The following is a 25,349-nucleotide window of genomic DNA, read 5'->3' on the forward strand; positions in this document are numbered from 1 at the left end:
CGTTATTATATTTACCTTGTCCACCAAGGATTCTGCACAACCATGCCCACAGCAATTTCTCCACATATTCAACCTGTAGAACTTTCTAAAGCCTATCGCCTGCTCAATCATGGTCCAACCGTACTGGTATCGGCGCGCCATCAAGATGAGATCAATGTCATGACGGCAGCTTGGGCGTGCGCCTTAGAGTTGGTTCCCGCCAAAGTTTCCGTTGTTTTAGACAAGAGTACCAAAACCCGCAAACTCATCGAACATTCCGGTTATTTCGCCCTGCAAGTCCCGACCTTAAAGCAACTTGAACTGGTACAAGCACTGGGTTCTATCAGCCAGTTCGATGACCCGAACAAGCTTGAGCATTGCAAAACACCACTGTTCACACTTGAGCCATTCGAGCTCCCGCTTGTGCAAGGTTGTGCCGCTTGGCTTATTTGTGAATTAATTCCCGAACCACACAATCAGCAAACGCATGATTTATTTATTGCTCACGTGGTTGCAGCTTATGCCGATGACCGTGTGTTCCACGATGGACATTGGTATTACCATGAAGCCGACCCATCATGGAAAAGTATTCATCATGTCGCTGGTGGTCATTACTACAGTATTGGCGATGCGGTTGTGGCTCAATCAGCACAACCCAAACCCTAATACTGAAGTGTTTGCTGACTTGAACTAAAGATGAAAAGTACAGCATTGTCTTTCTATATTTTTCACCTTATAGTTCAAGTATATTTTTTAAACAATAAGTCAAATAATATGAACAGGACGTTCTCTACCACACTACGACTGAGCATCTTTCTTTGTCTATGCATGTGTCTAGGCATTGGTCTGCTTCGTTTTTCCTATACAGCATTATTACCTTCCACGCGCGAAGCCTACGCATGGAGTCATAATTTTGCCAGCATTCTAGGCAGTGCCAACCTCCTCGGCTATTTGGTCGGAGCATTTTGGGCCATGAAAGTGCCACAAAATTCCCAAATGCCGTTTTACATTCTTGGGGCAGCCCTGTGCGGTTCAGCAAGTCTGTTGGCCTGTGCCTTTACGCATTTTTCTGAAACATGGTACTTGGTCTGGCGTTTTATTTCGGGCATAAGTGGTGGACTGTTGATGATTCTGTCCCCAAGTGTGGTGGCGCAGTGCAGCGAATTACAGCACCGTTTCAAAATTAACTTTATTGGTTTTAGTGGCATTGGCCTAGGGGTGTTGTGTGCCACACTGTTTATGCCTTATCTCGATCAAATTGAGACATCAACTGCTTGGCTGATCTTATGTGCTTTTGCTTTTAGCATGAGTGCTGTGTTGTGGATTCTGGTCCGCCCTTTTCAGGCACAGTTGCAGTCTATTGCTACCACCCAAAGCCATTCCAGTCAGGTCAATCCAATCTATTACAGTCTACTGATTGCATACGCTTGTAGTGCCTTTGCCTATATTCCGCACTCCTTATTTTGGATTGATTATTTAAGCCAAGTCTTGGAGTTGAATTTATTCTGGATTAATTTCAACTGGATACTCTATGGTTTAGGCAGTGCGCTCGGGGCATATAGTGCCTATATATTAGCGCGTAAATTCGGTAATTTTGCCGCACTGAAAGTCTTGTATAGCCTTTATATCGTTGCAGTGTTAATGGCGGTCTTGAGCTTTTCAGCTGTTTTTACCTTCTTATCATCATTCCTCACAGGTTTGCTCAATCCTGCTGTAGTTTTCCTGACGTCTTACACCATTTTGCAATTGTACGGTTTGGCTTATAAAAAACTCTGGAGTATGGCAACTTTAAGTTTTGCCGCCATTCAGTTGATTGGAGGGATTAGCTTTAGTAGCTTGCAGCATTTTGGAGTGTCCTACCCACAGCAGTTTATGATTGCATCAAGTGTACTGTTACTGGGTACGCTGCAATTATTTTGGTTTACCCGCCCACAGGCCAGTACTAAGCTCCACGGTAACCACATGACCGAGTAACACGGCACGCTCATTTAAATTTGATTGCGTGTTTGTTCCGGTGCAATACAATATCTCACTGTGATTCTTGCGCATGTAAAAAAGGATAAGGATTCACCGCCCCTTGCCCACTCCGATAAATACCATAATGCAAATGTGGCGGAGTATTTTGAGCATTACCGGTATTGCCCACATAACCCAGCACGGTGCCCTGCTCCACCCAGTCCCCAACTTCTATTTGCTGGGCATAAGCATCTAGGTGCGCATAATAATGTCGACTTAAATCTGGACCAACCACCCAAACAACTTTTCCACCTAAACTGTCTAACCCCACTTTTGCCACGATCCCTTGTGTTGTACTCAGTACCGCTGTTCCGCGTTGAGCAAAAATATCAATACCTTCATGTTTTCGCCCTTGGCCTCTGGCCGCACCCCAAGTATCACTGATTTGCTGAGGCGTCACGCCTTCTACAGGCATGGGAAGTTGCTGCGGCAAATCTTGACGAGCCAATTGCAACTGTAAAACAGGATATCGCCAACTGGTCGATTGCCCCGAGGCAGGTGGTTTACAGGCAGAGAGTAAAACACTGAGTACGAAGAACGCAGTTACACATTTTATTATTCGAGATTTGGAGGTCATTCTTATGATGCTAGTCTTTTCAAATTGGCTTCATTGTAACGATGTCCAGCACCGCTCCATAGGGTGTTTTGGTTATCTTATATTTGTGCCAGACCCACGATGAGCACTGAAAAATGCCTGTTTTAGTATTGGGTAAAAGATGGGTAGAATGCCGCAATCAATTTGAACATGAACTTTTTAAAAGCAAAAAAAAAGCCTACAAATGAGTCAAGTAGGCTTTAAAAAATTTAAAACAAGTCAGGGAACTATCAGCTTTAAATCTTGTGCTAATACTGCCAAAGACGAAGCTTATTTACAATACTTTGGTTAAAGATATATTTAAAATATTTGTTAAAAACACCTTTTTTTTGTAATACACGCAGAAAAATGCCGATAGATTCTGATGCATGTCCCCATCAACTGCTCAAACTATCTTTTTGCTTATTTAAATAGTGACGGTATTCCTTCAGATATTGTTGAGCCAAGGCTGTCTTTTGCGACTCGGCTAAAATTTTTCCCGCTTGCTGAAAAAAACCATGCTCCTCTTCTTTCAAGTGATGGTGCACTGTTTCAGATAATTTCTTGGCAATTGATAACCAACTCGGATGGCTAAAATCCATATCTGTCAGCTGCTCTAATAGCTCATCCATCGCGTGATGTTCTGCTAAAGCATGACGCGTAATATTCAGTCCTGAATCAGTCATCATGAGTGGAATATAAAAATATCGATCTTCTGCAACGGCATGTGCAAACAATTCATTCTTTAATGCATAAAACAATTCATGCCGTTCTTCACTATCCCCTGAGGTTTGAATTAACTGTTGCGACAAGATTCTCTGCTTATCATGACTTTGTCTTAATGCTTCAAAAATTGTGGTACTTGTCATTGCGATCAACCCTCTTGAACGTATGTATGCGTCTACTATGGACATACTCCATAAAATGATCAGTTTCCAAACTGTTTTATTTTTAAGCGTAATGCATTACCATTTTTTTCAAATTGTGTTTTTACTGCCGTTCATTGTTAATGTAAAAAAATCCAATAATCACAGCTGCAACCCCAGCTCAATTGGCGAAATGTTTAGGCGCTATTGAATAGAAAAAAGTAAAAAAGAATAACTCGCTCACCCTGTATTTAAAGCGATTGCACAAGAAGATTTCATCTTTGCTCAAAAAGGAACTGCATGATCTATCCCTAAAACTACAGTTTATAAAATGCCAGTTCTCTTAAACTCAATCAAAAAATGCCCATGACTCTAGAGCCAGCGCTTTAGATGAGTACAATAATCTTCACAGCCAAATGGAATGAATATCACCCAATTTTTAAGTGCATAATATTGAGATTTTCAAAAAAGAAGCGATAAATAAAAACCACAGATATTCTGATTATTCTATATATTGAATAAATCTAAATCATTTTTCATCATCAGACTAAAAATCTAAGAATTAAAAATAACAGCTTGAAGCAAGGAGGCAATCAATGCCTAATTTCAAAAGACCTGAGCTCTTAGGTTTACTTTTTCCCACAGTATTGCTCATAAGTGTTTCCACTATCGTATCTGCAAACACTGCACCAGTAGTGCCGAATACCACCAAAGCGCTTGTTTATCCAGATATAGATCCCAGTTTAAGTGAAAGTCTTTATCCAAATGAGGCTGCCACGGCTAAACAAATTGCAAACAGCATTGAAATGTCCATTCGTAAACAATATGCCACAGATCTCGCACTACGTGATGCACACCCTAAAGCTCATGGTTGCGTACGCGCAGAATTTCAAATAAATGACACATTACCTCCCACCCTAGCGCAAGGTGTTTTCATTCCAGGCAAAACCTATCCAGCATGGATTCGTTTTTCCAATGCATCGAGTAATGCTAAACAGGCGGATATTAAAAAAGATGCACGCGGCATGGCAATCAAGCTTTTAGGAGTATCTGGTAAAAATCTTTCAGATGAACCGTCTTCTACCCAAGATTTCATCATGATCAACCACCCAGTCTTTTTTGCTAATGACCCCGCTCGCTATTTATCATTCATACAAGATATCAATAGTGACAAATTTCTAAAAAAACTACATATTCCTTTTGCATTAGGGGCAAAAGGCACTTGGATTGCCTTAAATACTAGAAATAAAATTTCAAATCCATTACAAGCCAGATACTGGTCTATGGTGCCCTATCAATTGGGATTAGGTAAGCAACGTCAGGCGGTAAAATATTCTGTTCGAGCTTGTTCGACCGTGGTCAGCCCTTTGCCTGCTAGGCCTAATAAGGATTTCTTAAGGGAGGCACTCCGCACGAGTTTTCAGGAAAGCGATGCGTGCATGGAATTTTTAGTACAACCTCGAACATCCAGCGCCATGTCCGTCGAAGACTCTATGACTGAATGGAAAGAAGACCAAGCCCCTTTCTACAAGGTGGCAACGATTCGCATTCCTAAGCAAGTATTTGATACCCCGGAGCAAAATAATTTTTGTGAAAACCTCTCTTTTACACCATGGCATGCATTAGCTGAACACAAACCCCTTAGTGCGATAAACCGAATGCGTAAAGTTATCTATGAGCAGATTAGTCGCGTCCGACATGAAATGAATTCGACTGAAAGATTGGAGCCCTCATCCTAATAAAAATAAATTAAGAAAATATGGCTAAACCGTATGGTCAGTTCATAATTCAATGTCTAAAGAAGAAGTCCTTATCGGTATGGAACTTTCTCAACAATATATTGCCTTAAAGCATTAAGACAAAATGGATCAATGATGTGTTCAACTTAAGCATCTGCTGTAGGGCAACTGAAATCAAATATTTACTAAACATGTCCAAGCTTTGGAACAAAGAGGATTACCTATCCGATGTAAAGAATAAAATTGAGGAGCATCAGCCGAAATCTGATATAGTAGCCTACATCTCATGGGCTTTTTCCTTACCCTTCCCGACCTACTCCCACTTATACGGGTAACCAAACGGGTAACACAAGCAAGTCCAAACAAATTTTTTAAATTTTTTAGTAGGTTAAAGTGAAAATAGTCATTCTTAACAAGCCTTATGACGTTCTCTCTCAGTTTCGTAAAGACGAAGCGCATATGACAATGTCTGACTTTGTAGACGATTCAACTTTGCGTTTAGCAGGTCGTCTCGATATGGACTCTGAAGGCTTAGTTTTTTTAACTGACCACGGTGGTCTAAATCAATACATTACCAATCCTGCAAACAAAAAGTACAAAACCTATTTAGTTCAAGTTGATGGTGATGTGACTGAAGAAGCTTTAGAGCAACTTCGCAAGGGTATTGAATTAAAAGATGGCATGACCTTGCCAGCTAAAGCCATCAAAGTTCAACAGCCAGAATGGTTATGGGAGCGTGATCCTCCTGTACGTTTCCGCGCTTCTGTTCCGACTTCTTGGGTTGAAATTTCAATTTGTGAAGGTCGTAACCGCCAAGTACGTCGTATGACTGCTGCTGTCGGCTTCCCGACTTTACGTTTAATTCGTACTAAAATTGGCTCAATAGACTTGGTGCAATTAGGTTTACAACCGGGTGAAACTAAAGAAATTGAACCTTTACTGTACCCTGACTTTAAAGATGTACCAGCAGAAGAACCTTACCGTTCGCGTTCGTATGTGAAAAAACCAGGTGGTACGGGTGGTAAGCCAATCGTTCGTAAAAACAAAGATGGTTCTACCAAAAAATCGGGTACTAAGCGTATTTGGCAAATGGACGAAAGCGAGAAGCCAAAACGTAAAACCAATGGTACTACACGTCCGAATACCAAAGCTCCGCGTGGTCGTGGACGCGGTCGTTAAAAATTGATTGTTTTAAAGCCCACGTAAGTGGGCTTTTTATTTTATTGAACTCATCTATTACTCTACCTTCTAACACAATCTATTTTTACACTTATAGAAAATTCTAAAATATCTTCCAATTCTTTCCTTGTATTCAGCAATCGAACTATTTTATGTGATTTGGAATAGTTGACTTCAACATCAAATGATTCAAAATCAACTTATTTAACACTTGTTTCACAACTTACATGGCTATGAAATCGCAAATAAAAGCGACACCTAAAACTAAACCACAGGTTACTGATGCTACTCCTAAAAAGCCATCCTCTCGAGATAACTTCACTAAAGATACCATAGATAAGTTACGCCGTAGAGCAGGTAATCTATGCTCAAATCCTGACTGCCACAAACAGACATTAGAACCGCAAATTGCAAATGACGAGAAAACTACGGATACAGGTATTGCAGCACATATTTGTGCTGCAGCTTCAAATGGTCCCCGTTATGATGGTTCAATGACAGAAAAAGATAGGAAGCATATTAGCAATGCAATTTGGCTATGCTCTCATTGCGCTACAAAAATCGATCGAGAAGCTGCTGCATACCCTGTGCCCGTTCTTAAGCAATGGAAAAAAATTGCAGAAACCCGCCTTAGAGAAAATTCTAACAAAAAGCTTTACACCGAAGGTGAGGTAAATGCAAAAGTCACACAATCCATGTTTCAGAGCATGGGACTCAGCATTCCAGAGAAATTTAAAGGCTCTTTAACAGAAGTTGCAAAAGCAGTTAATGAATACATACAAAAACTTGACCCCCGTGTTGACGTAAAATATTCATACATCAATGGCTGTAATCACTTTGAGATACGAACAACAGAGTTAAGTAAAGATGATCCTATTTCTTTTAAAATTATTCCAAGCAATCCAGAGGAACATCGCCTAAAACTAGAGGATCTATTTAGACATGGGAAAACCGTAACTTTCGGTGTAAATGAGTTTACTTCTAATTCAGATGGGCTAAATCTTATACTTCCTCAAAAAGTCGCAAATGGTATGGTCACGCTTGACCCTTCAACAAAAATGGAAGCCATAGTAGAGATTCAGGACTCTAATGAGAATACACTCGTTTCGCTTGAAGATGATTTCTTTATTGGAGATTCCACCTTTTCTTTTGAATCACAAAAATATGATGGTTTAGTTAAATTCAAAATTGATAAAGCACCAATTCTTGTAAAAGATGATAGACGAGAAACCACCATGACGTTGGACTTCCAAGTCTGGCAGAATAAGGATTTATTAATGCTTAAATACTTTGATCAAGCATATAAATTATATAAAAATCTATCTGAATCTGACGGGTTCTTTGTCAAAATTTATGTGAATGGACATGAGATTTTTAAGTCAAAAAATAAAGTGAACGATGAACTATTTGAAGGGATTTTAACTATCTTGCACTACACACACCACTGTAGACAGTTATGTAAAATTTTAAGACTAAATATTTGTTTTGACAGCACAGTTTATTTCTCTGCGGAAGAACACCAACAAATTTATGAAACTATTCAAAAGTATGAGGATGTCATTTTAACTGATGGGTTCACTAGTGAGATTACTCTTCAAGCTGAAAAACTACAACCAATTGAAATTTTTAATGGAGAAGTATTCACGATTGAACGTGGTGAAGAAATTAAAATTGATAATATCTTTAATCAAAAAATATCAAAGACCGTCTTCGTACAACATATTTTTTCGAAAGTTAAAACTACTACTACGTATGAAGGAAAAGACATCTACTATTCATACAACTTAAAACTAGATAACTCTGATCAATCGGGAACCTATTCCCGAACAACCTCCCTTACACCTAAACACAAAATGTTGAATCAAGTATAAAAAAGCGTATATAAATGAAAAAGCCGACGCATTCGTTATTACTAGTACTTGTAAATATATAAAACATATCAAATAGGCTCTCAAGGGAGTCTATTTTTACTCAACTGTAGTGTTTTAAATTTGGTTATCTCTAGTTGGAATTATATAAGACATATAAATCTTTTTATGTTTCTTAACGCACCTTGAAATTCAAGATTCCCAACATAATCAATTGTGGGTGACAGACATTTCGTACTTCCGTACTCATGAAGGTTGGTTATATCTGGCTGTAGTTATCGACCTGTTTTCTCATTTGGTTGTAGGATGGTCGATGAAATCTAGAATCACTACAGATTTAGTTCTTGATGCATTATTGATGGTGTTATGGCGCAGAAAACTACAGAAGCAAGGTTTTAATTCATTCAGACCAAGGTAGCCAATATACTAGTCATGAATGGCAGACCTTTCTGAAGCATCATAATTTTGAAAGTAGTTCATGTTCATCATGATTGTTGCGTAAAGGCTATACGGACTTTAGCCATTTATAAATACTGTGCTGTGATACACCTAAACGTTCTGCAACATCACTGACAGAATATCCTCTTTCACTAATCAATTTTACAGCTTCATCTTTAAATTCTGGGGTATAACGTTGTCCACTCATAATGTTTTCTCCTATGCAAAAAGAATAGACCATATTTGTCTAGGAGAGTGGTGGCAGTCGATAATCGGGCTATGTGTGTCTAAATTTTCGGTGGCTATTCACCCAAGTTGTAACTTAAATTTGAGTTGCTTAGGAGAACTCTATCTTTAAGGACTTTATGCAACAAAGCCGTTTAAAGTTAAGCAATATAGACTTTATATTAAACTGCTTAATAGATATTAAAATTAAGAAGTTAATTTTTTTTAAAAATATAAATAGATTAAATTGTCATTTAGTAGAGTGTAAACTGTCTTTAACTTGAAACATAAATTAGCAATGATGTATATTAGCTAAAAATAAATACTTGAATTAAGATTTAAACGAGGAATTAAGTGAGTCAAGAAATAAATATTTTTGTTAGCTACTGCCATACAAACGATGAAGATAAAAAATTTTTAGATGATTTATTAATGTTTATCAAACCTGCGATTAACAATTTGAGTAACGCCAATCTGTGGGTTGATAAAAATATAAAGACAGGTCAAGACTTAAGACCCACTATTGAAGCGGCTCTTACTGAAATGAACCTCATGATTTGTATGGTTAGCCCAGAATATTTGAATTCAGACTACTGTATCAATAAAGAGCTGCAAGATGCACTGGAAAAGAGAAAAATTGGCACAGCTAATATTTTCCCTATTATCCTAAGAAAATGTCCATGGAAGCATACTTTTTTTGGAAAGGTTTTATGTCAACCCAAAGATGGTAAGCCTTTAAAAGATTGGGATGATCGGGACGAGGTATTCTCAGATATTACGGATGAATTGATGGATGTCATTCACCACATACGAAGTAATGCTATGGACGAAAAAAAAAAGTAATAATTAGTGAAAGTATTAGCCACGAACAAATGGTTCCTGAGACTAACCAATTATCTAATTACCTGAACAATTTAGGCATACATATCACCCATGCCAAGAAAGACTTTATTACACTAGAAGAATTATTCGTATACCCTGATATACGAATAATTAATGATATTTCCACTATTCAGAAACCTTCTTGGACACCACAAGAGGTCCTCGATAAGTTCAAGCTAGTTTATTTTCGTGGTACAGAAGAAACAGGGAAAACATCCCTTTTCAAAAAATTGGCACAGGATTCGATTAATACTAATGAAAAAGTAATAATTCTGAATGGTACAGATATTAACAATACTAATATTGTTGAGTTGGTTAAAAAGTACACTGATAAATATAATTTGAATCCAATAGCTGACTTTAGTCAGTACACTATCTTTATTGATGATTTCGAGAAGCAAAAGTTAAAGCCTCAATACTTAGACAATCTACTAAAGGTATTGTCGGAAGATTTCAAACAAGTCGTACTTTTCATTGATAAAAAATCTATCATCCATGAGCAAAATAAATATTTAAAACATGGCTTCTATGAGGTTGAAATTCAGCCGTTTGGATATAAAAAGCGATATGAACTAATTAAGAAATGGGTCCTTTTAGAATCTGAAAATGATGAAAATTTAATCAGCGATGAGGTGTATAATCGTATTGATATTTTTTCACGTCAGTTCGACTCCATAATGAAAAAGAATATTATGGATTCAAGACCCATTTATATTCTTAGTATTATGCAGACCTTAGAGAATCTGTCGCATACAAATGGCAACTATTCTCTAACATCTTATGGTCAATGCTATCACGTCTTGATAACAGCAATGCTCAGTAAAGCAAAAGTAGGAATGCAAGAATTAGATGGTGTTTTAAACTTCCTTTCCTACTTAGCTTACTATTTCTATAAATTGAAGATTGATAGTATATCTGATGAAGAATTCTCTGAGGTTTTAGCTGAATATAGTAAATTATATGTTCCACCTAGTAACCTGAAAGATGTATTAATAAAATCTGGGATTTTAGTTTCCCCAGATAAAGACTCTTTGAAGTTTTCTCAGAAGTATCTGTATTACTTCTCATGTGCGAAACACTTATCGGATAATTCAAAAACATTACAGGCAGATATAACTTATCTCTGTGAAAATATTCATAACGAACAGAATGCTAATATTTTAATTTTTCTAGTACATCATTTACGTGGTACAGATTTATTGGATGAAATTTTGCAACATGCGACAAAGTTATTATCACATGTGACGACATTTGATATGTCCTTAAATGCTACCTTAGGATATAAGCAAATTATTGGTGATCGACTCTTAAAAATAGCTCTGGACAATGATAAAAGTCCAGAAGAACAGCGTGCAGATTTATTAGAACGTAAGGATAAAATGGAGGAAGAACTTGGTGAGTTCTCCCCTATTGAATACTCATTAAACTCGAATGATATTAATGAAAGAACGCTTGATACCTCTCAAGAATTTGAGCTTATTCAACAAGCCACATCTGCTTTGAGAAGCATTGATGTATTAGGTCAAATTGCAAAGAACCGTCATTCTTCTATTCAAATTCAAGGTTTACAGCATATCCTCAGTTCTTCTTATGACACTGGTTTAAAGGTATTGAATTTCTATCTAAGTATTTTTAATGATAAAGAAGATGATTTAGAGGAACTTTTACTTAATGTCGTTCTGGAGAACAATGAAGATATAACAGAAAGTGAAGCTAAAGAATTAACCAAAGAAATGATTAACAATTTTATTTTTGGTATTTGTTTCTATATGATTCAGCTAATTTCACAGTCTACTGCTCATAGCAAGCTAATACATATTAGTAGTTCTATGTGTGCAACTGATGGCGATAAAAAGCCATCAGCAGCTTATCTTTTAATTAATTTGTACTCGCAGTTACTTGTTAGCCATAAACTACCAAAGCCATCAATTAAATTAATCAAAAAGGAACACTCCAATAATATTCTTGTTATGTCACTGCTTAAATCTATTGTAGCAAATCATGCATACCTACATAATTTGGACTTCCAAGATAAACAGTGGATTCAGGATTTTCTTGAAATTCCTGTAGCCAATCAAATTAAATCCAATACACATACTTTATTACCTATGCCCGAATAATTTATAAGGAGAAAACATGTCAATTCAAGAACAAGATGTACAACGAGGATCGTTATTTAGAACCCCAAATAATCAAGAGCGTATTGTTTTAGGCTTCAATAGTGAAAACAAAGTGGTTTATGCAAGTCGTGGTGGTAATGTTGGCGGACCATTTTCGGTTCGTGAAGCATCATCAATCGAGCGTTTTGTTGACAAATGTTCTGAACGATTAGAACAGTATTCAGATGAACAAATGGAACAGGTCAAGGCGCAATGTAATGCCCAAAACCTCACTTTGATCGACGCCCTGTAACGGATAAATAAGAACAGATGTCTAAGACATCTGTTCTTTGCATAGTATTACTGAGTAAACTGGAGTTGGAAATGAATTTTTATGAACGGCTCAAATGTATGATCTTTGATAGCTATGTCTGAACAATATAGTTGTTATCCTTGGGGTAACGGATTATCCCCTTAACCTTGATGAAAAATGTGACCAACACTATAGCTAAATTAGTAAGCCTTTATTTTTAAAGGTTTATATTTTATTTCCAATTAGTCATAAAATACAAAAAAATAGAGTAGAAGATGATCAAATAAGTCACTAAAAAAAGTGATTCCATTTTTCATATTGTTAAATCAATCGTTCAAATTAATAAAGCATTTAGTCCATTTCAATTATTAGATTGAAACAAGACTCATAGCGAACACCAAACTTTTAGGTCAGCTCTTGTCGTTTTCTTTATGTACGATTCAGTACATGCCAATAACTTTGATATCTCATCGGTAACAACTGATTTACTTAAGCCAGGCTGAACAATTGTTACCTCCAACTTAATTGGCATCGTATTTGCCATATTTCTATATTTTTCTAAGTCAGCTAATTCACCTTTTACAAATCTACTAAAACCTTCAGATAGCCATTTATTATTACGACCATTGATATGTTTAAATAAGTGTTTTAGACCAGCATGTTTCCAACGTATAGAGCGCTGGGCTTGTCCACAAACTTCATACAGATCGGCTAATCTGCGGCCAGCTTCAGGTGAACTTGAATATTTACAATGATATAAACTTAAAATTATTTCGTTATTCTCTTGCTTCAAAGCGACAAGATCAGCAATTTCACCACTGCCATCGTCATTAATTATTATTTCAAATTGATCTTTAATCATACTCAAAGTTTGATATTGGACAGTATCTCTAGTTTGAGCTTTCCCCATTGATTCTTTAGTTATATCTACAGTCCAGTTAATTTGATTCAAACCATCTACATCAAATGTATTGTCTATTAAATTTATTTGAATCAAATAACAGTTGTAACTCATTGAACCATCAACATAGTGGATCCTAACAGGATCTTTCACCATTTTTTCTTCAAAAGGAATAGTTGAACTATGAGTCTTAATAGATATTACACTTCCTTCAACATGCTCATACATGTAGCCTGAGGTAAATTGATCTGAGATATTTAAGCGATATATACCAAAGAGATCTTCTGTATAGACTTTTATATAAAGTTGCTTTGAGTCATCCTTAATAACTTCTAGATCAGCTAAAAATAAAGGAATTTCTGTCTGATCAAACAAAATATCTACTTTATCTTCGAATACATTCTGTAGGTTTTCACCCCATTCCGCAAATAAAGGGTAATATTCATATGCTTTGTTAATTCGTATAGGTTTTAGAAAGTCTTTAACTAGATTATTTACATCTAATTGATCTTCAGAATGAATTTTATCCCAAGCATTTTGGCTCCATTCCTGCCAATCAATAAGATTCCCTGCTTTAGGAGACCAAATCTTTCCTTTCTTTTGCGAGCATCCCCAAACCACTCTATCTCCATTCTCATAACCTAAAACAGCGATGTTATTAAGTTCAGAACTGCTTTTTTCAATTTGCGATAAACCATCCGTAACATTTGGGCCAAAAAACTGTGTAAAACTAATTGCTCCAACTTGTGATGATCCTAGATTTTTAACTAAAGGAAGCTGAACATTATCTAATACTTTAAAAATAGTCTCACCAGTAATTTGAATAGTATTCTCACCACAAATAACTTTGACTAGTTCTTCCGTTTTGAATGCATCATGATCATTCGAATAAACAAAAACTGCTTCTCTTGCCTCATCCCAATTTAGAATAAAAATATAGTGATTGGTGTCATCAATATCTTCAAACTTTCCCCAATTCACTGGAGTATTTCTAACTCCTAAAATAATTAAGATTTTGTCTTCATCCGATATGGCATGCCATGTTTGAGCAAATCTTAAATTCAAGTTTTCAAGCGAACTAACATTCCATTCCTGACATTCTGTTTTAAATAGCATAGCTGAACAAGATGGTCGTAAATTCCATAAAGAGATTTGTTTATCTAGCCCACCATTACCTCTTAAGGAATCAATAACATCTTGAAGTTTAATTTCATTATTAATTCTTTCTTCTGACAATCTTTTAAGAATTAAATCCCAATTTGCATCTTGTGCATATAGCTTTTGTAAACCTCCCTGAATCTCAACATCTGCAATGTTAGCAATCGCAGAAGCATCTCCAATTGGAGTATTACTTGAAGATCGTGTAAATCGACCAATAAATTGTAATGTAATAGCTAAACTTTTGTGTTGATCATGCAATGCCGCGATTTTTAAATTTGGAAGGTCATATCCTTCACCCAACATATCTACACAAATTACTATCCGTGACTGCCTACTTTTAAGCTGTTCTAACTTCTGATTGTTTTGTGATGATGTTAGACCTGAATGGACAACAATAGGGTTCAACTCAGGCGCTAGATATTCATAAATCGCTAATAATTCCTCAGCTCTAGATTTTTCATTAACTCTTGCCATAACCAAATGATCATAACTTTGTGAAATATCAAATCTAAGTTGTTCTATAGCTTTATTAGCTATAGAGATATCTGACTGTTTTAAATCATATTCTTTAATTGGATTTAAACTTATTTTTTTAAAATACCCATCTTCCTGTGCCTCGCCAAGACTGTAATTAAAAATTATTTTTCCACCTAAGTCTTTACCATCATTTCTGAAAGGAGTCGCAGTAAACTGTACAACTCTCTTTTCTTTAAAATTCTGCCGAATATTATTCCAAGTTGAAGCAGCAACATGATGTGCTTCATCAATAAATAAATGTGTACAAAGCTCAAATAATTTTAACTTAGCTGCTTGAGATGAATGGTTTAAAATTGAAGCTGTAGCAATAATGATGTTTGATGATTCAATAATTTCAATTGCTTCACTCTCAGTTTTTAAACCATGCTTAACCAAAAAAACAGCAGGATAATTTATAGTTTTGGGTATAACACCTAAATCAGTTAAACATCCAAAAGTAGCAAACTTTTTATAAATTTGTTGGCGTAGTGAATCTGACGGTACAACAATAAGCACTTTTGAACATTGTTGGGAAACAACTGTTGCTAACATGGTTTCCGTTTTACCTGTTCCTGTCGGAAGAATAACAGTTAGTGGGGTAAAATCTTTTTTAGAAGTAAATTTTGAAGCTATTGCATGTAAAGCCCCAATTTGAGGAGGCCTAAGACCTTTTAACCCTGAAGTTGGATCATCTTGCTTATACTGAAATAGGTTACCCCAGCTTGCTACTATTTCTGCTGGTGATAACGGGGAAAGAGGAACTTGTATCCATGAAAGCTTAGTATGCTCATTGATCGACTCTAAATTAATATCTGTCGATAATTTTAATATTGGAACATCATTAATTGGTTCGGTTCGTTTATTCCATTGTTTGATATAAATAATATCAAAAGGTTTATCTAGCTCAGTTAAAATTTTCCAGTAATTTCTGTTTTCAGTGTCAAGCTCTATAGAAGCATTTATAATCGTTTCAGGAAATCCTATTTGTTGCATATAATTTGATGCAATTTTTTTTCTTGCTAATTCATACTGAGGCAGTTTTAGGATTATTCTTGTCATGTGACTAATTTCACAAAATTTAAGTAATAAAATATTTATATAGTAAAATTATTAAGTTAACAACTATTAATTGGATGTAGACTTCTCTAAAACTAGGTTTTGAATACAATCCATTTATATCTAAGAAAGTTTTATTAAATAATGAAAAAAGCAACAAAAATAAAATTAAACTACTATAGATGCTAGCATTTACGTGAAATTTAAAACAAAATCATAATCAACTTACTTTTTTCATTTTTTATTGTGGTCGCTTAATACTATGAATCAAACGCCTAAAGTGATAATTTTCGATGCATTTGGAACACTTGTAAAAATTGGTGAAAGTCGACATCCGTATCGTAGACTTATGAATTGGTTGAAAGACAATGGAAGAAAACCCACTACAAATGATGCCAGTATCATCATGTCGAATAACTTGGATTTTGAGGAACTGGCAGTGCTCTTTGGAAAAGCTCTTCCTACAGAATTATTAAAAGAAATAAATCATGATCTTCAATTTGAATTGAATACGATTATGTTGTTTGAAGATGTAATTCCAACTCTTCAAATACTTAAGGATCTTGGTTTTAAGATTGCCTTATGTTCAAACTTAGCAAAACCTTATGGTGATAAGCTTAAAACTATTCTTCCAAAGAATTTATTTGATGTACTTGTATTAAGCTACGAGGTTGATGCAATAAAACCAGAAATAAATATTTATGAAACGTTACGAACTAAATTAGATTGCCAAATGTGTGAGGCTTTATTCATAGGTGATAATCCTATTTTAGATGTGGAAGTTCCCATTTCTTTAGGTATGTCAGCGAGATTAATTGAACGGAATAAAATGCAAAACCTTGCAGATGTACTGCGTGATTTGTTATTAAAACAACAGTAATCGATAGCTCTCTAAAAAGTTAGATATGATTAATCAATGCTCTGAAACACATTAATTTCACGGGAGTAAGTCTTTTGCTGATATTTCTAGAGCATTTGAAATCTCATAAAGCTTTTCAACAGTTAAGTTAACTTCACCACGTTCTATACGCCCCATATAGCTACGATCAATCCCGCATTGAAGTGCAAGAGATTCTTGAGTGATTTTTTTTCGTGTTCGTCTGGTGCGGATTAATTGACCAATCACCACTGATAATTCTGACATTTGAAACTAATTGCTCAAAAAACAGAAATATCACCAATTGAGGACTATATATCCACGGACTATAATCCTCTTTTGTGATTGGGCAGTTAAGTTGTGAAGAAAAACGTTAAATTACCATTATATGATGAATTCTTAGAAATTTTTGATAACCATCAAATTAATAATTGGCGAGCAAGACATTTTTGGGAAAAAATAAAACTTGGGGAATGTTATAAGACTACATGGTACAAAGGTCAGATGTATGCTGGTCTGAAAGTACTATTGGAGTGTAAGTATCTGGAAATTGATGAAGAAAAATCAACCAAAACCTCATTTAGTTATAAGGAAACTCCCCGCTTGAATGAACTCAGAGATCGAAATAAAAAACAAAAACTTGAAAGACTTTTTAATACTAAAAAGCTAGAGTTATCAGTTCAAATAAAAGATAAAGAAAATAATATTAATTTTATAAAATCACTATTAAAAGATGATAAAACATTAGAGAAATATTTTATTAGTCATAAGGAAAAACTAGAGAGTGATATTAAATATATTAATTCAAATATTAATTTAATGGATAATATTTTAAATTAAAAACTTTATAACAATAAAAATAATCCAGTAAAAACATAATATTAAATTAATGTTTTTCAGCTTGACTCTGTAGAAATGTTTATATAACTTTCATCTAATTTCCTTTAAATTGATCTAATATGGTTAAGTCTGTTCAGCAAATAAAAAATGAATTTCATTCAAAAGGAATTACATTTTCAGATTGGGCTAAAGAGAATAATTTTTCACCTGAACTTGTTTATAGAGTTTTAAAAATGAATCGTGTTCCACTTCGTGGAGAAAGCCATAAAATTGCGGTTCGGTTGGGACTTAAGGAAGAGTAAAATGAATTAATCTAATTTTTTATTTTCCAGAAAGCATAAAGACCCATACATAGGATGGGTCTTTATGAAAATGTCTATTACTTGGTCGTTCAAGACATTTTCATTCTAAAAGACATTGCTTAATTAAGCAATGTCTAAGGTGCTTTCTGCCTTTTTATTTTATATAAAGCTAGAGAGTGTCATATGCGAACTGTCAAAGTAACAGCAAAAATAATACAAAATGACACAGGGTTTTTTATACAAACTCCTGTTTTAATCGATGAAAATAATGAAATTATCCAGCCATTTTTAGATTTTGTTTTAAAATTAAAACGTGACGGAAAGAGCCTATCAACCATTAATAATTCTATTAGAGCTACCCAGCGGCTCTTAGAGTATATGGCCGCAAATCTGAATGGATTTTCTACACCTCAAATCATGTTTGAAAATTTTAGTAGTTGTTTATATTCAGGTACGATCAGTGCAGAGGGATTAGATCCATCAGGCCTATACTGGTTACCTAACAGTAAGCAAGTTGCTCAAATATATATTTATGCTCTAACTCAATTAACGGATTGGATGGCTGAGAATCATAAATCCACTTTAATGAATCCATTCATTAAAGCAGATAGTCATACTCAGCGGTTAAATTATGCAGCATGGTTTCGTAAAAACCAAAATGATTTTTTAGGACATATTAAAGATAAACATATAAATTCAACTGCTCGCTATGCACGTAGCATACAACGTAGAAAACCTTTAGGTAAACAAATTCATGATGCAATAGAATTTCCTGAAAATATTTTTGAAGAATTCTATTTTAAAGGTCTTGGTGGAGCACTAGACTGCCGTGTTGCTCTACGTGATCAACTTATTCTGTTGCTAATGCATGGAGGTGGATTACGTGAGTCAGAGGCACTCCATCTCTGGATTGAAGATGTATTAATTGATCCTTTTAACAATAATAGTGTAAAAGTCCGCATCTATCATCCTGAAGAGGGTCGAGCTCCAAATAATTGGCGTGGACGATCTAATCAAACAAAAAGAGCTGCTTACCTATTAGAAAAGTATGCTTTGACTCCACGAAATCACTTAAGTGGAAAAAAGAATGTTGGGTGGAAAAATCGATTAACAGATAATAAAGATTCATATTTGGAAATACATTGGTTTCCAATTCAATTTGGAGAAATCTTTGCTAAAGCTTGGAATAAATATACGCGATACATTGTCTGTATTGAGCGTAATCATCCATACGCTTTTATTAGTTTCCATAATCAACATATAGGTAAAGCATACACGCTTAATGCATTCCATGATAATTATCGACGCGCTCTAAAGCGTATTGGTCTAGACGTTTCCAAATCTGATGGACTATCTCCTCATTCTCACCGGCATGCTTATGGTCGGCGTTTAAGTCGGGCAGGCGTAGAGGCCATAATTATCAAAAAATGCTTACATCATTCTTCAATAGAATCTCAATTGGTCTATACGACTCCTTCGCTGAAAGAAGTCACAAAAGCTCTCACTGTGGCAACAGAACAGCTTTTGAATCCATCAAACGCTAATGAGGAAACATGTACTCCCAGTTGGCAAGTTTTATTACAGCATGGGTTCGATGATATTGATCCATATAACTTATTCGCTGGCAAGAATCCTAAATTTGGAAAACACAAATGAGAATGAAAATATCCAAACCTGAAGGTCGAAAAAGCGATCTAACTTTTCAATGGTTAACTAAAAAATATGGCAGAAAACTAAATGTATGGCGAGAGTTAGCTGAAGAATGGATGAAAATACAAGATATATCTACAGCAGGCAGGCTAAATGCACTATGTGTTTTTTTTGATAAATACCTCATGCAGACTGTTCCGTGGTGTACTGATATCGTTATATTTTTAGCTGGAGACCAAAGTGGTTGGAAAGCTTCTAGTCATGAATTTAAATCAGCAATCATGAAAAATACCAATCGTTTAGATAATAGAAGTACTATAGAAATAATTAACTTTACATCTGAATTTATAGACTGGATATTGGATAATCATTTTTTGGAGAATAGGAATGAAGGTGGCAAGATCTATCTTTATACAAATCCTCTTGAAAAACTAAAAATAAAACAATCACTAACTGAAACAGTTCATAGTCCTTTACCGTATCGCTATATTCAAAGTCTCAGTGAAATTTTATGTCCTAAACCATCTGGAAGTTTTTCAAACTGGAATTGGGCACAAAGTCTGAGTGGAATTAGATCGACTGCGGCAATAGGTTGGTTTGAAGTTGATGAAAATCTTATAGATAAGAATGATGAAGACTGTGTTTGGCGGTGTGAAACAGTAGTGCGTAACAAAAAACCTGTAACCATTTACAAAATATGGTCGCCAGTAGCAGCAATGGTTCTCTTTGTTAAATTACAACTTCCTCTTCGAACATATCAAGTGCGCATGTTGGATAGTGGTGAAGCAGATAGTATGCGCTATCAAAAAGGAAAATGGGTTAAAAATACAAAGTGTAAATATGTATTTAATAGTTATTCAAAAGGCATATTTCGACGGTTCAAAGACAATATTACAGGATTGGAAGCAACAGGTTTATATATCAATACAAATAAAACAGCAGATCAAAACAAAGATGAATTTCAACGAGGCTACGAAATTCCATGGCAACATGAAGTTCTAATATACTGGCTTGAAAAGCTAAGAAATTGGCAAGAAAAATATAATCCTATTCTAGCCCCTACTGATTGCACGACTTTAGGAATAAAACACACAAAAGATTTAAGATCAAAGGCTTACTTAGCAAGTATGGGACATTGTTGCTTTTTAATGCGTGATGCAACAGCAAATTCTAATGAGGATAGAACCAAACCGATTCCAGACGCTAGCATTCCTTTGATTTGGTATAAATTATTAGAGAAATTAGAAAATAATCTCTCAAATAGTGGCGATACACTTCCCAATGATATACCACTTCAACTAGTACATCATTATGATAAAAACCATAAATATACAAAAGTTAGAACTCACTTTCCGTTGCATAGTTTGCGAGTATCACTTATTACAAGTTACTTAATAGAAGCTAAATTACCACTTCCTATCGTTTCTAAACTTTTGGCAGGTCATTCAAGAATGCTAATGACCATTTATTATACGAAATTAACACCTGTAGTCATGCAGGAGAAAATGGCAGAAGCAACAAAAGTATTGGAAAATAAATCTGAAGAAAGTATCCGTACATTTTTAAAAGATGCTGAACTACGCCAAATTGAATCCAAAATGGCCTTTCATCATGAACCATCAATTAGGTCAATATTAGCGAATCGTAATCCAATCGGGTGGGAATTGAGACACCATGGACTTTGCTTGGCTGGAGGTAATAATGTAATGACTGATGAGGTAAAATCTATCGCAGGCTGTTGGAATGGTGGAGAATTAATTCAAGATTCCACAAATTTTTCCAAAAATATTCATCGTAATGTTGGTCACAGTAATGAAAATTGCGTGAGATGTAGATGGTTTATTACCGATGCTAGTTATCTTCCAGCACTCAATGCTCATCTCAATTTTATGAGTTATAAAGCTTATAATGCAGCCAATTTAGCAGCAAAAATAGAGGCAGATATAGAGAGTCTCGAGGAGCTAAAATATGAAGCTGAGTTGCAGAATAAACCATTTGTAAAACATCATGAATTACAGTCTCTTACTAGACGCCATCAGAAACAGTTAGTTGAATCTGATGAGTACACAAAAGATTGGATAGCAACATTCAACCTCATTCGGCGTTTAGTTGAAATAGAACAAAACAGAAATGAAGATGAACATCAAATAAAGTTGGTAGCCGTTGGTTCGCAAGAAGATATAAAAATTGGATTTATTGAAACAACATCAGAGCTATTACATCTTTCTTTACTTTGTGAAGATGCTGAAATATATCCTGATTTGTTAGATGACTTGAAAAAAACTTCTGCAATTCAGGAAAGAACTCGGAGTTTGAGTCAGATAATGATTCGAAATGGTTATTTACCCCATTTATTATTACTTGATCAGGACCAACAATTAATTGCAGCTAACGCTATGATTCGCGCTATGACGAAACAAATTGAATCTACCAATAAACTTGAAAGTTTTCAAAAAACTGTATCCTATTTAGAATTTGATCAATTATTACAAAATCATCAACTACTTCAGTTTGGAATAAAAACTTTAGAGAAGCATTTAAATATGCCTATAAATAGTTTTTCACTAAATTCTTTAGTTAGCAGTAATCATCGTGGAGAACCTTCGAATGAATTCTGATATGAAGCTATTTCTGGACATTCTTAAAAAGGATAAAAGCAAACGTACTCAAGAATCATTAGAGAAATTAAACAATTTACTCGAAAAGCATTTTAATAACGGTGGGCAAGATTATTCGATAGCTACAATTGGACGGATATCTAAAATGCAAGGTGGGGTTGGTGACGTTAGTATTCGTAATAAAACAGGCGTACATTTCCGTACTTTAATAAACCAATGGGCAATTAAGGCAGATACCTCACTGAAAAAGCCTCCCGTACGCCATTCGCGAAAGAATGAAGTCTCATCAGACATGGAGTTATTGAAGAAACTAGATGATCCAGCCATGAGAGCAGTCTTCGGTCAAATCATTGCTGAAAAGAAAAAGCTCAAAGCTGAGAACCATATTCTAAAACAACAAACAGAAGTGATTGTTGATATGAGACCAAATCGCGCTTTTTCAGCAGGCCAAGTACAGCAACAAGTCGAAATAATACCTGCGTTAACTGGCATATTGGTCAACAGTGAAATCGAAGCGCTTCGCGATGCTATTGACGTAAATAATCTTCTAAACAAAGGTTGGGTGGTTTCTAAATTGGGTTCGATTAAGGACGAAAATGGACGATCATTATTTAAGTCAGGATTTGTATCTGCTATACAAAAAATATTAGCTGAAATATAAAAAGGCTGGCAATATGCCAGCCTTTTTTATATATAGAGTTTTTATATACATATAAAACCCGATACAACCTAACTAACTGTAAAATAATATAAAATTTTAAATTAACCTAATTTTATATAAATTTAACTAGATAGAAGGTGATCATCGGCTTTTTCACATCATCGACTAATAGCCGATTTTGCTAAACTTAAACAGTTTCAAGCGCAGCGTTAAGTGTAGCACTTGGACGCATTACAGCATTTACTTTCGCTGGATCTACAGCGTAGTAACCACCGATATCTGCCGCTTGACCTTGAACAGCTGCAAGCTCAGCAACGATTTTGTCTTCGTTGTCAGCAAGTACTTTTGCAAGTGGGGCAAACTTCGCTTTTAACTCAGCATCTTCGTCCTGAGCAGCCAAAGCTTCAGCCCAGTACTTCGCTAAGTAGTAATGGCTGCCACGGTTGTCTAACTCACCCGTACGGCGTGATGGAGACTTGTCGTTATCAAGTAACTTGCCAGTCGCTTGGTCTAAAGTTTTCGCAAGAAGTTTCGCTTGAGCGTTGTCTTCTTTAATGCCTAACTCTTCCAAAGAAACTGCTAATGCAAGGAACTCACCTAAAGAATCCCAACGTAAGTGGTTTTCTTCAACAAGCTGTTGTACGTGTTTAGGCGCAGAACCACCAGCACCAGTTTCGTACATACCGCCACCTGCCATTAACGGCACGATAGACAACATTTTCGCAGAAGTACCTAATTCCATAATTGGGAACAAGTCAGTGAGGTAATCACGTAAAATGTTACCAGTTACAGAAATCGTGTCTAAACCACGAGCTACACGCTCAAGCGTATAACGCATTGCACGTACTTGTGACATGATTTGAATATCAAGACCAGTTGTATCGTAGTCTTTCAAGTACTTTTGTACTTTCTTGATAAGTTCATTTTCATGTGGACGGTACGGGTCAAGCCAGAAGATTGCAGGCATACCAGAGTTACGTGCACGAGTTACAGCAAGTTTCACCCAGTCACGAATCGGTGCATCTTTCACCTGACACATACGCCAGATATCGCCTTGCTCTACATTTTGACTCATCAACACTTCGCCAGTGTCAAGGTCAGTTATGTTGGCAATACCCGCTTCTGAAATTTCGAAAGTCTTGTCGTGTGAACCGTATTCTTCAGCTTTTTGTGCCATTAAGCCTACGTTTGGCACTGTACCCATCGTTTTAGGGTCAAAGTTACCATTCCACTTACAGAAATTGATCATTTCTTGGTAAATACGCGCGAATGTAGATTCTGGCATTACGGCTTTACAGTCGTACTGCTTACCATCTGCACCCCACATTTTACCGCCACTACGAATCATTGCAGGCATAGATGCATCAACAATAATGTCGTTTGGAGAATGGAAGTTGGTGATGCCTTTTGCAGAGTCTACCATCGCCAAAGCAGGACGGTGTTCTTGGCATGCATGTAAGTCTTCAATGATTTCTTCACGTAAAGAAGTCGGTAAAGTTTCGATCTTTTCATAAAGACCTGCCATACCGTTGTTTACGTTAATGCCTAGCTCATCAAATAATTTGCCGTGCTTTTCAAATGCATCTTTATAATAAATTTTAACGCAGTGACCAAATACGATTGGATGCGATACTTTCATCATTGTTGCCTTAACGTGCAACGAGAACAAAATACCCGCTTCGCGACAGTCTTCGAGTTGTTTCTCGTAGAAGTCACAAAGTGCTTTTTTGCTCATGAACATTGAATCGATAATTTCGCCATCTTGAAGCGCAACTTTTGGCTTAAGAACGATCGTTTCACCAGAGTTGGTGATCAATTCCATTTTCACGTTACGCGCGCGGTCAAGCGTCATCGATTTTTCGCCATGGTAGAAGTCACCTTCTTCCATGTGTGAAACGTGAGTTTGAGACCATTGCTTCCACTCGCTCATTGAGTGCGGGTGTTTTTTCGCGTAATTCTTTACTGCAGCAGGCGCACGGCGGTCAGAGTTACCTTCACGTAATACTGGGTTTACAGCAGAACCAAGGCATTTACCATAACGTGCTTTAATCGCTTTTTCTTCTTCAGTCGTAGGATTTTCTGGATAGTCAGGAATCGCAAAACCTTTAGATTGAAGTTCCTTAATGCATGCAATTAACTGAGCAACAGAAGCACTAATGTTAGGAAGTTTGATGATATTCGTGTCAGGATCTTGTGTAAGACGACCTAATTCTGCGAGGTTGTTTGGAACCTTCTGCTCGTCGCTTAAATAGTCAGCGAATTCTGCAAGCACGCGTGATGCTACAGAAATATCACTTTTGGTGATCTCGATGCCAGCTGGCTTAGTAAAGGTTTCAATGATCGGCAGTAGCGAATAAGTCGCCAACAATGGCGCCTCATCAGTCAGTGTGTAAATGATGTTTGACTTTCCACCAGCCATATATAGCCCCTTGTGTTAAATTGAGTTTTAGAGAACCAGACTTTTGATCCAGTCCTACGAACCGATTGCTTAAATAAACCCTGAGAGTATCGGCCTTCAACGCTTCCCAGTCAACGATATATCTTGTGATAACGACATTTCGTAAGAAAATACCACCTAATCTGTGTGGT

The 25,349-nt window shown here is 36.0% G+C and carries 19 protein-coding genes and 2 pseudogenes; 15 read left to right on the top strand and 6 right to left on the bottom strand.

Annotated elements, in window-relative coordinates; all coding sequences use genetic code 11:
* Window positions 1-42 precede the first annotated feature (42 nt).
* Window positions 43-645, top strand: a complete 603-nt coding sequence (locus AC6CHI_RS03705) for a flavin reductase family protein (protein WP_498119480.1) — start codon at window positions 43-45, stop codon at window positions 643-645.
* Window positions 646-753: 108 nt separating this feature from the next.
* A complete protein-coding gene (locus tag AC6CHI_RS03710; RefSeq protein ID WP_498119481.1) occupies window positions 754-1,953 on the top strand; it encodes a YbfB/YjiJ family MFS transporter in 1,200 nt (399 codons plus the stop codon).
* 55 nt (window positions 1,954-2,008) lie between these two features.
* On the opposite strand, the gene AC6CHI_RS03715 is transcribed toward AC6CHI_RS03710, so the two are convergent.
* Together AC6CHI_RS03715 and AC6CHI_RS03720 are read right to left on the bottom strand one after the other, a co-directional pair.
* Entirely contained in the window at window positions 2,009-2,572 is a 564-nt protein-coding gene (locus AC6CHI_RS03715) for a M23 family metallopeptidase (protein WP_498119482.1), read from the bottom strand.
* 395 nt (window positions 2,573-2,967) lie between these two features.
* A complete protein-coding gene (locus AC6CHI_RS03720) occupies window positions 2,968-3,438 on the bottom strand; it encodes a hemerythrin domain-containing protein (protein ID WP_498119483.1) in 471 nt (156 codons plus the stop codon).
* Between the two features lie 593 nt (window positions 3,439-4,031).
* On the opposite strand from AC6CHI_RS03720, the gene AC6CHI_RS03725 reads away from it, so the two are divergent.
* The 4 genes and pseudogenes from AC6CHI_RS03725 to AC6CHI_RS03740 all read left to right on the top strand — a co-directional run.
* A complete protein-coding gene (locus tag AC6CHI_RS03725; protein ID WP_498119484.1) occupies window positions 4,032-5,174 on the top strand; it encodes a catalase family protein in 1,143 nt (380 codons plus the stop codon).
* A gap of 393 nt (window positions 5,175-5,567) precedes the next feature.
* A complete protein-coding gene (locus AC6CHI_RS03730; protein ID WP_498119485.1) occupies window positions 5,568-6,353 on the top strand; it encodes a pseudouridine synthase in 786 nt (261 codons plus the stop codon).
* Between the two features lie 227 nt (window positions 6,354-6,580).
* On the top strand, window positions 6,581-8,224 hold the full coding sequence (locus AC6CHI_RS03735) for a hypothetical protein (protein ID WP_498119486.1): 1,644 nt from the start codon (window positions 6,581-6,583) through the stop codon (window positions 8,222-8,224).
* Window positions 8,225-8,429: 205 nt separating this feature from the next.
* Window positions 8,430-8,697, top strand: a pseudogene (locus tag AC6CHI_RS03740) (DDE-type integrase/transposase/recombinase); the annotation flags it as partial.
* 35 nt (window positions 8,698-8,732) lie between these two features.
* Here AC6CHI_RS03740 and AC6CHI_RS03745 read toward each other — a convergent pair.
* Window positions 8,733-8,867: pseudogene (locus AC6CHI_RS03745) on the bottom strand (transposase); the annotation flags it as partial.
* Window positions 8,868-9,238: 371 nt separating this feature from the next.
* On the opposite strand from AC6CHI_RS03745, the gene AC6CHI_RS03750 reads away from it, so the two are divergent.
* The 3 genes from AC6CHI_RS03750 to AC6CHI_RS03760 are packed head-to-tail and all read left to right on the top strand — an operon-like array spanning window position 9,239 to window position 12,178.
* Window positions 9,239-9,727, top strand: coding sequence for a toll/interleukin-1 receptor domain-containing protein (locus AC6CHI_RS03750; protein ID WP_498119487.1), 489 nt, complete (start codon window positions 9,239-9,241; stop codon window positions 9,725-9,727).
* A 29-nt stretch (window positions 9,728-9,756) separates the two neighbouring features.
* Entirely contained in the window at window positions 9,757-11,886 is a 2,130-nt protein-coding gene (locus AC6CHI_RS03755; RefSeq protein WP_498119488.1) for an STAND family AAA ATPase, read from the top strand.
* Window positions 11,887-11,902: 16 nt separating this feature from the next.
* Window positions 11,903-12,178 carry a hypothetical protein gene (locus tag AC6CHI_RS03760; protein WP_498119489.1) on the top strand — a complete coding sequence of 92 codons (276 nt, stop codon included), beginning with the start codon at window positions 11,903-11,905 and terminating at the stop codon, window positions 12,176-12,178.
* 385 nt (window positions 12,179-12,563) lie between these two features.
* On the opposite strand, the gene AC6CHI_RS03765 is transcribed toward AC6CHI_RS03760, so the two are convergent.
* Window positions 12,564-15,815 carry a DEAD/DEAH box helicase gene (locus tag AC6CHI_RS03765; RefSeq protein ID WP_498119490.1) on the bottom strand — a complete coding sequence of 1,084 codons (3,252 nt, stop codon included), beginning with the start codon at window positions 15,813-15,815 and terminating at the stop codon, window positions 12,564-12,566.
* 259 nt (window positions 15,816-16,074) lie between these two features.
* Here AC6CHI_RS03765 and AC6CHI_RS03770 point away from each other — a divergent pair, with 259 nt between their 5' ends.
* The gene (locus AC6CHI_RS03770; RefSeq protein ID WP_498119491.1) at window positions 16,075-16,692 is read left to right on the top strand and encodes an HAD family hydrolase; all 618 of its coding nucleotides are present in this window, start codon (window positions 16,075-16,077) and stop codon (window positions 16,690-16,692) included.
* A gap of 57 nt (window positions 16,693-16,749) precedes the next feature.
* On the opposite strand, the gene AC6CHI_RS03775 is transcribed toward AC6CHI_RS03770, so the two are convergent.
* Complete coding sequence (locus AC6CHI_RS03775; RefSeq protein WP_498119492.1) at window positions 16,750-16,956, bottom strand: helix-turn-helix domain-containing protein; 207 nt, start codon at window positions 16,954-16,956, stop codon at window positions 16,750-16,752.
* 93 nt (window positions 16,957-17,049) lie between these two features.
* Here AC6CHI_RS03775 and AC6CHI_RS03780 point away from each other — a divergent pair, with 93 nt between their 5' ends.
* The 5 genes from AC6CHI_RS03780 to gmtX all read left to right on the top strand — a co-directional run bounded on the left by AC6CHI_RS03780 (window position 17,050) and on the right by gmtX (window position 22,760).
* Window positions 17,050-17,529: a hypothetical protein gene (locus AC6CHI_RS03780; protein ID WP_498119493.1), complete on the top strand. Its 480-nt coding sequence runs from the start codon at window positions 17,050-17,052 to the stop codon at window positions 17,527-17,529.
* A 119-nt stretch (window positions 17,530-17,648) separates the two neighbouring features.
* Window positions 17,649-17,831, top strand: coding sequence for a DNA-binding protein (locus tag AC6CHI_RS03785; RefSeq protein WP_104440833.1), 183 nt, complete (start codon window positions 17,649-17,651; stop codon window positions 17,829-17,831).
* A 183-nt stretch (window positions 17,832-18,014) separates the two neighbouring features.
* Window positions 18,015-19,487 (top strand): gamma-mobile-trio recombinase GmtY, encoded by a 1,473-nt coding sequence (gmtY, locus tag AC6CHI_RS03790; RefSeq protein WP_498119494.1) that lies wholly within the window; start codon window positions 18,015-18,017, stop codon window positions 19,485-19,487.
* A complete protein-coding gene (gene gmtZ, locus AC6CHI_RS03795; protein ID WP_498119495.1) occupies window positions 19,484-22,099 on the top strand; it encodes a gamma-mobile-trio integrase GmtZ in 2,616 nt (871 codons plus the stop codon). Before gmtY ends, gmtZ begins: the two co-directional genes overlap by 4 nt.
* Complete coding sequence (gmtX, locus tag AC6CHI_RS03800; RefSeq protein WP_498119496.1) at window positions 22,089-22,760, top strand: gamma-mobile-trio protein GmtX; 672 nt, start codon at window positions 22,089-22,091, stop codon at window positions 22,758-22,760. The genes gmtZ and gmtX overlap by 11 nt, the downstream gene beginning before the upstream one ends.
* A 187-nt stretch (window positions 22,761-22,947) precedes the next feature.
* Here gmtX and AC6CHI_RS03805 read toward each other — a convergent pair whose 3' ends face one another.
* Window positions 22,948-25,179: an NADP-dependent isocitrate dehydrogenase gene (locus AC6CHI_RS03805; RefSeq protein WP_498119497.1), complete on the bottom strand. Its 2,232-nt coding sequence runs from the start codon at window positions 25,177-25,179 to the stop codon at window positions 22,948-22,950.
* Window positions 25,180-25,349 lie beyond the last annotated feature (170 nt).

It is taken from the genome of Acinetobacter sp. GQ146 (assembly GCF_059758585.1).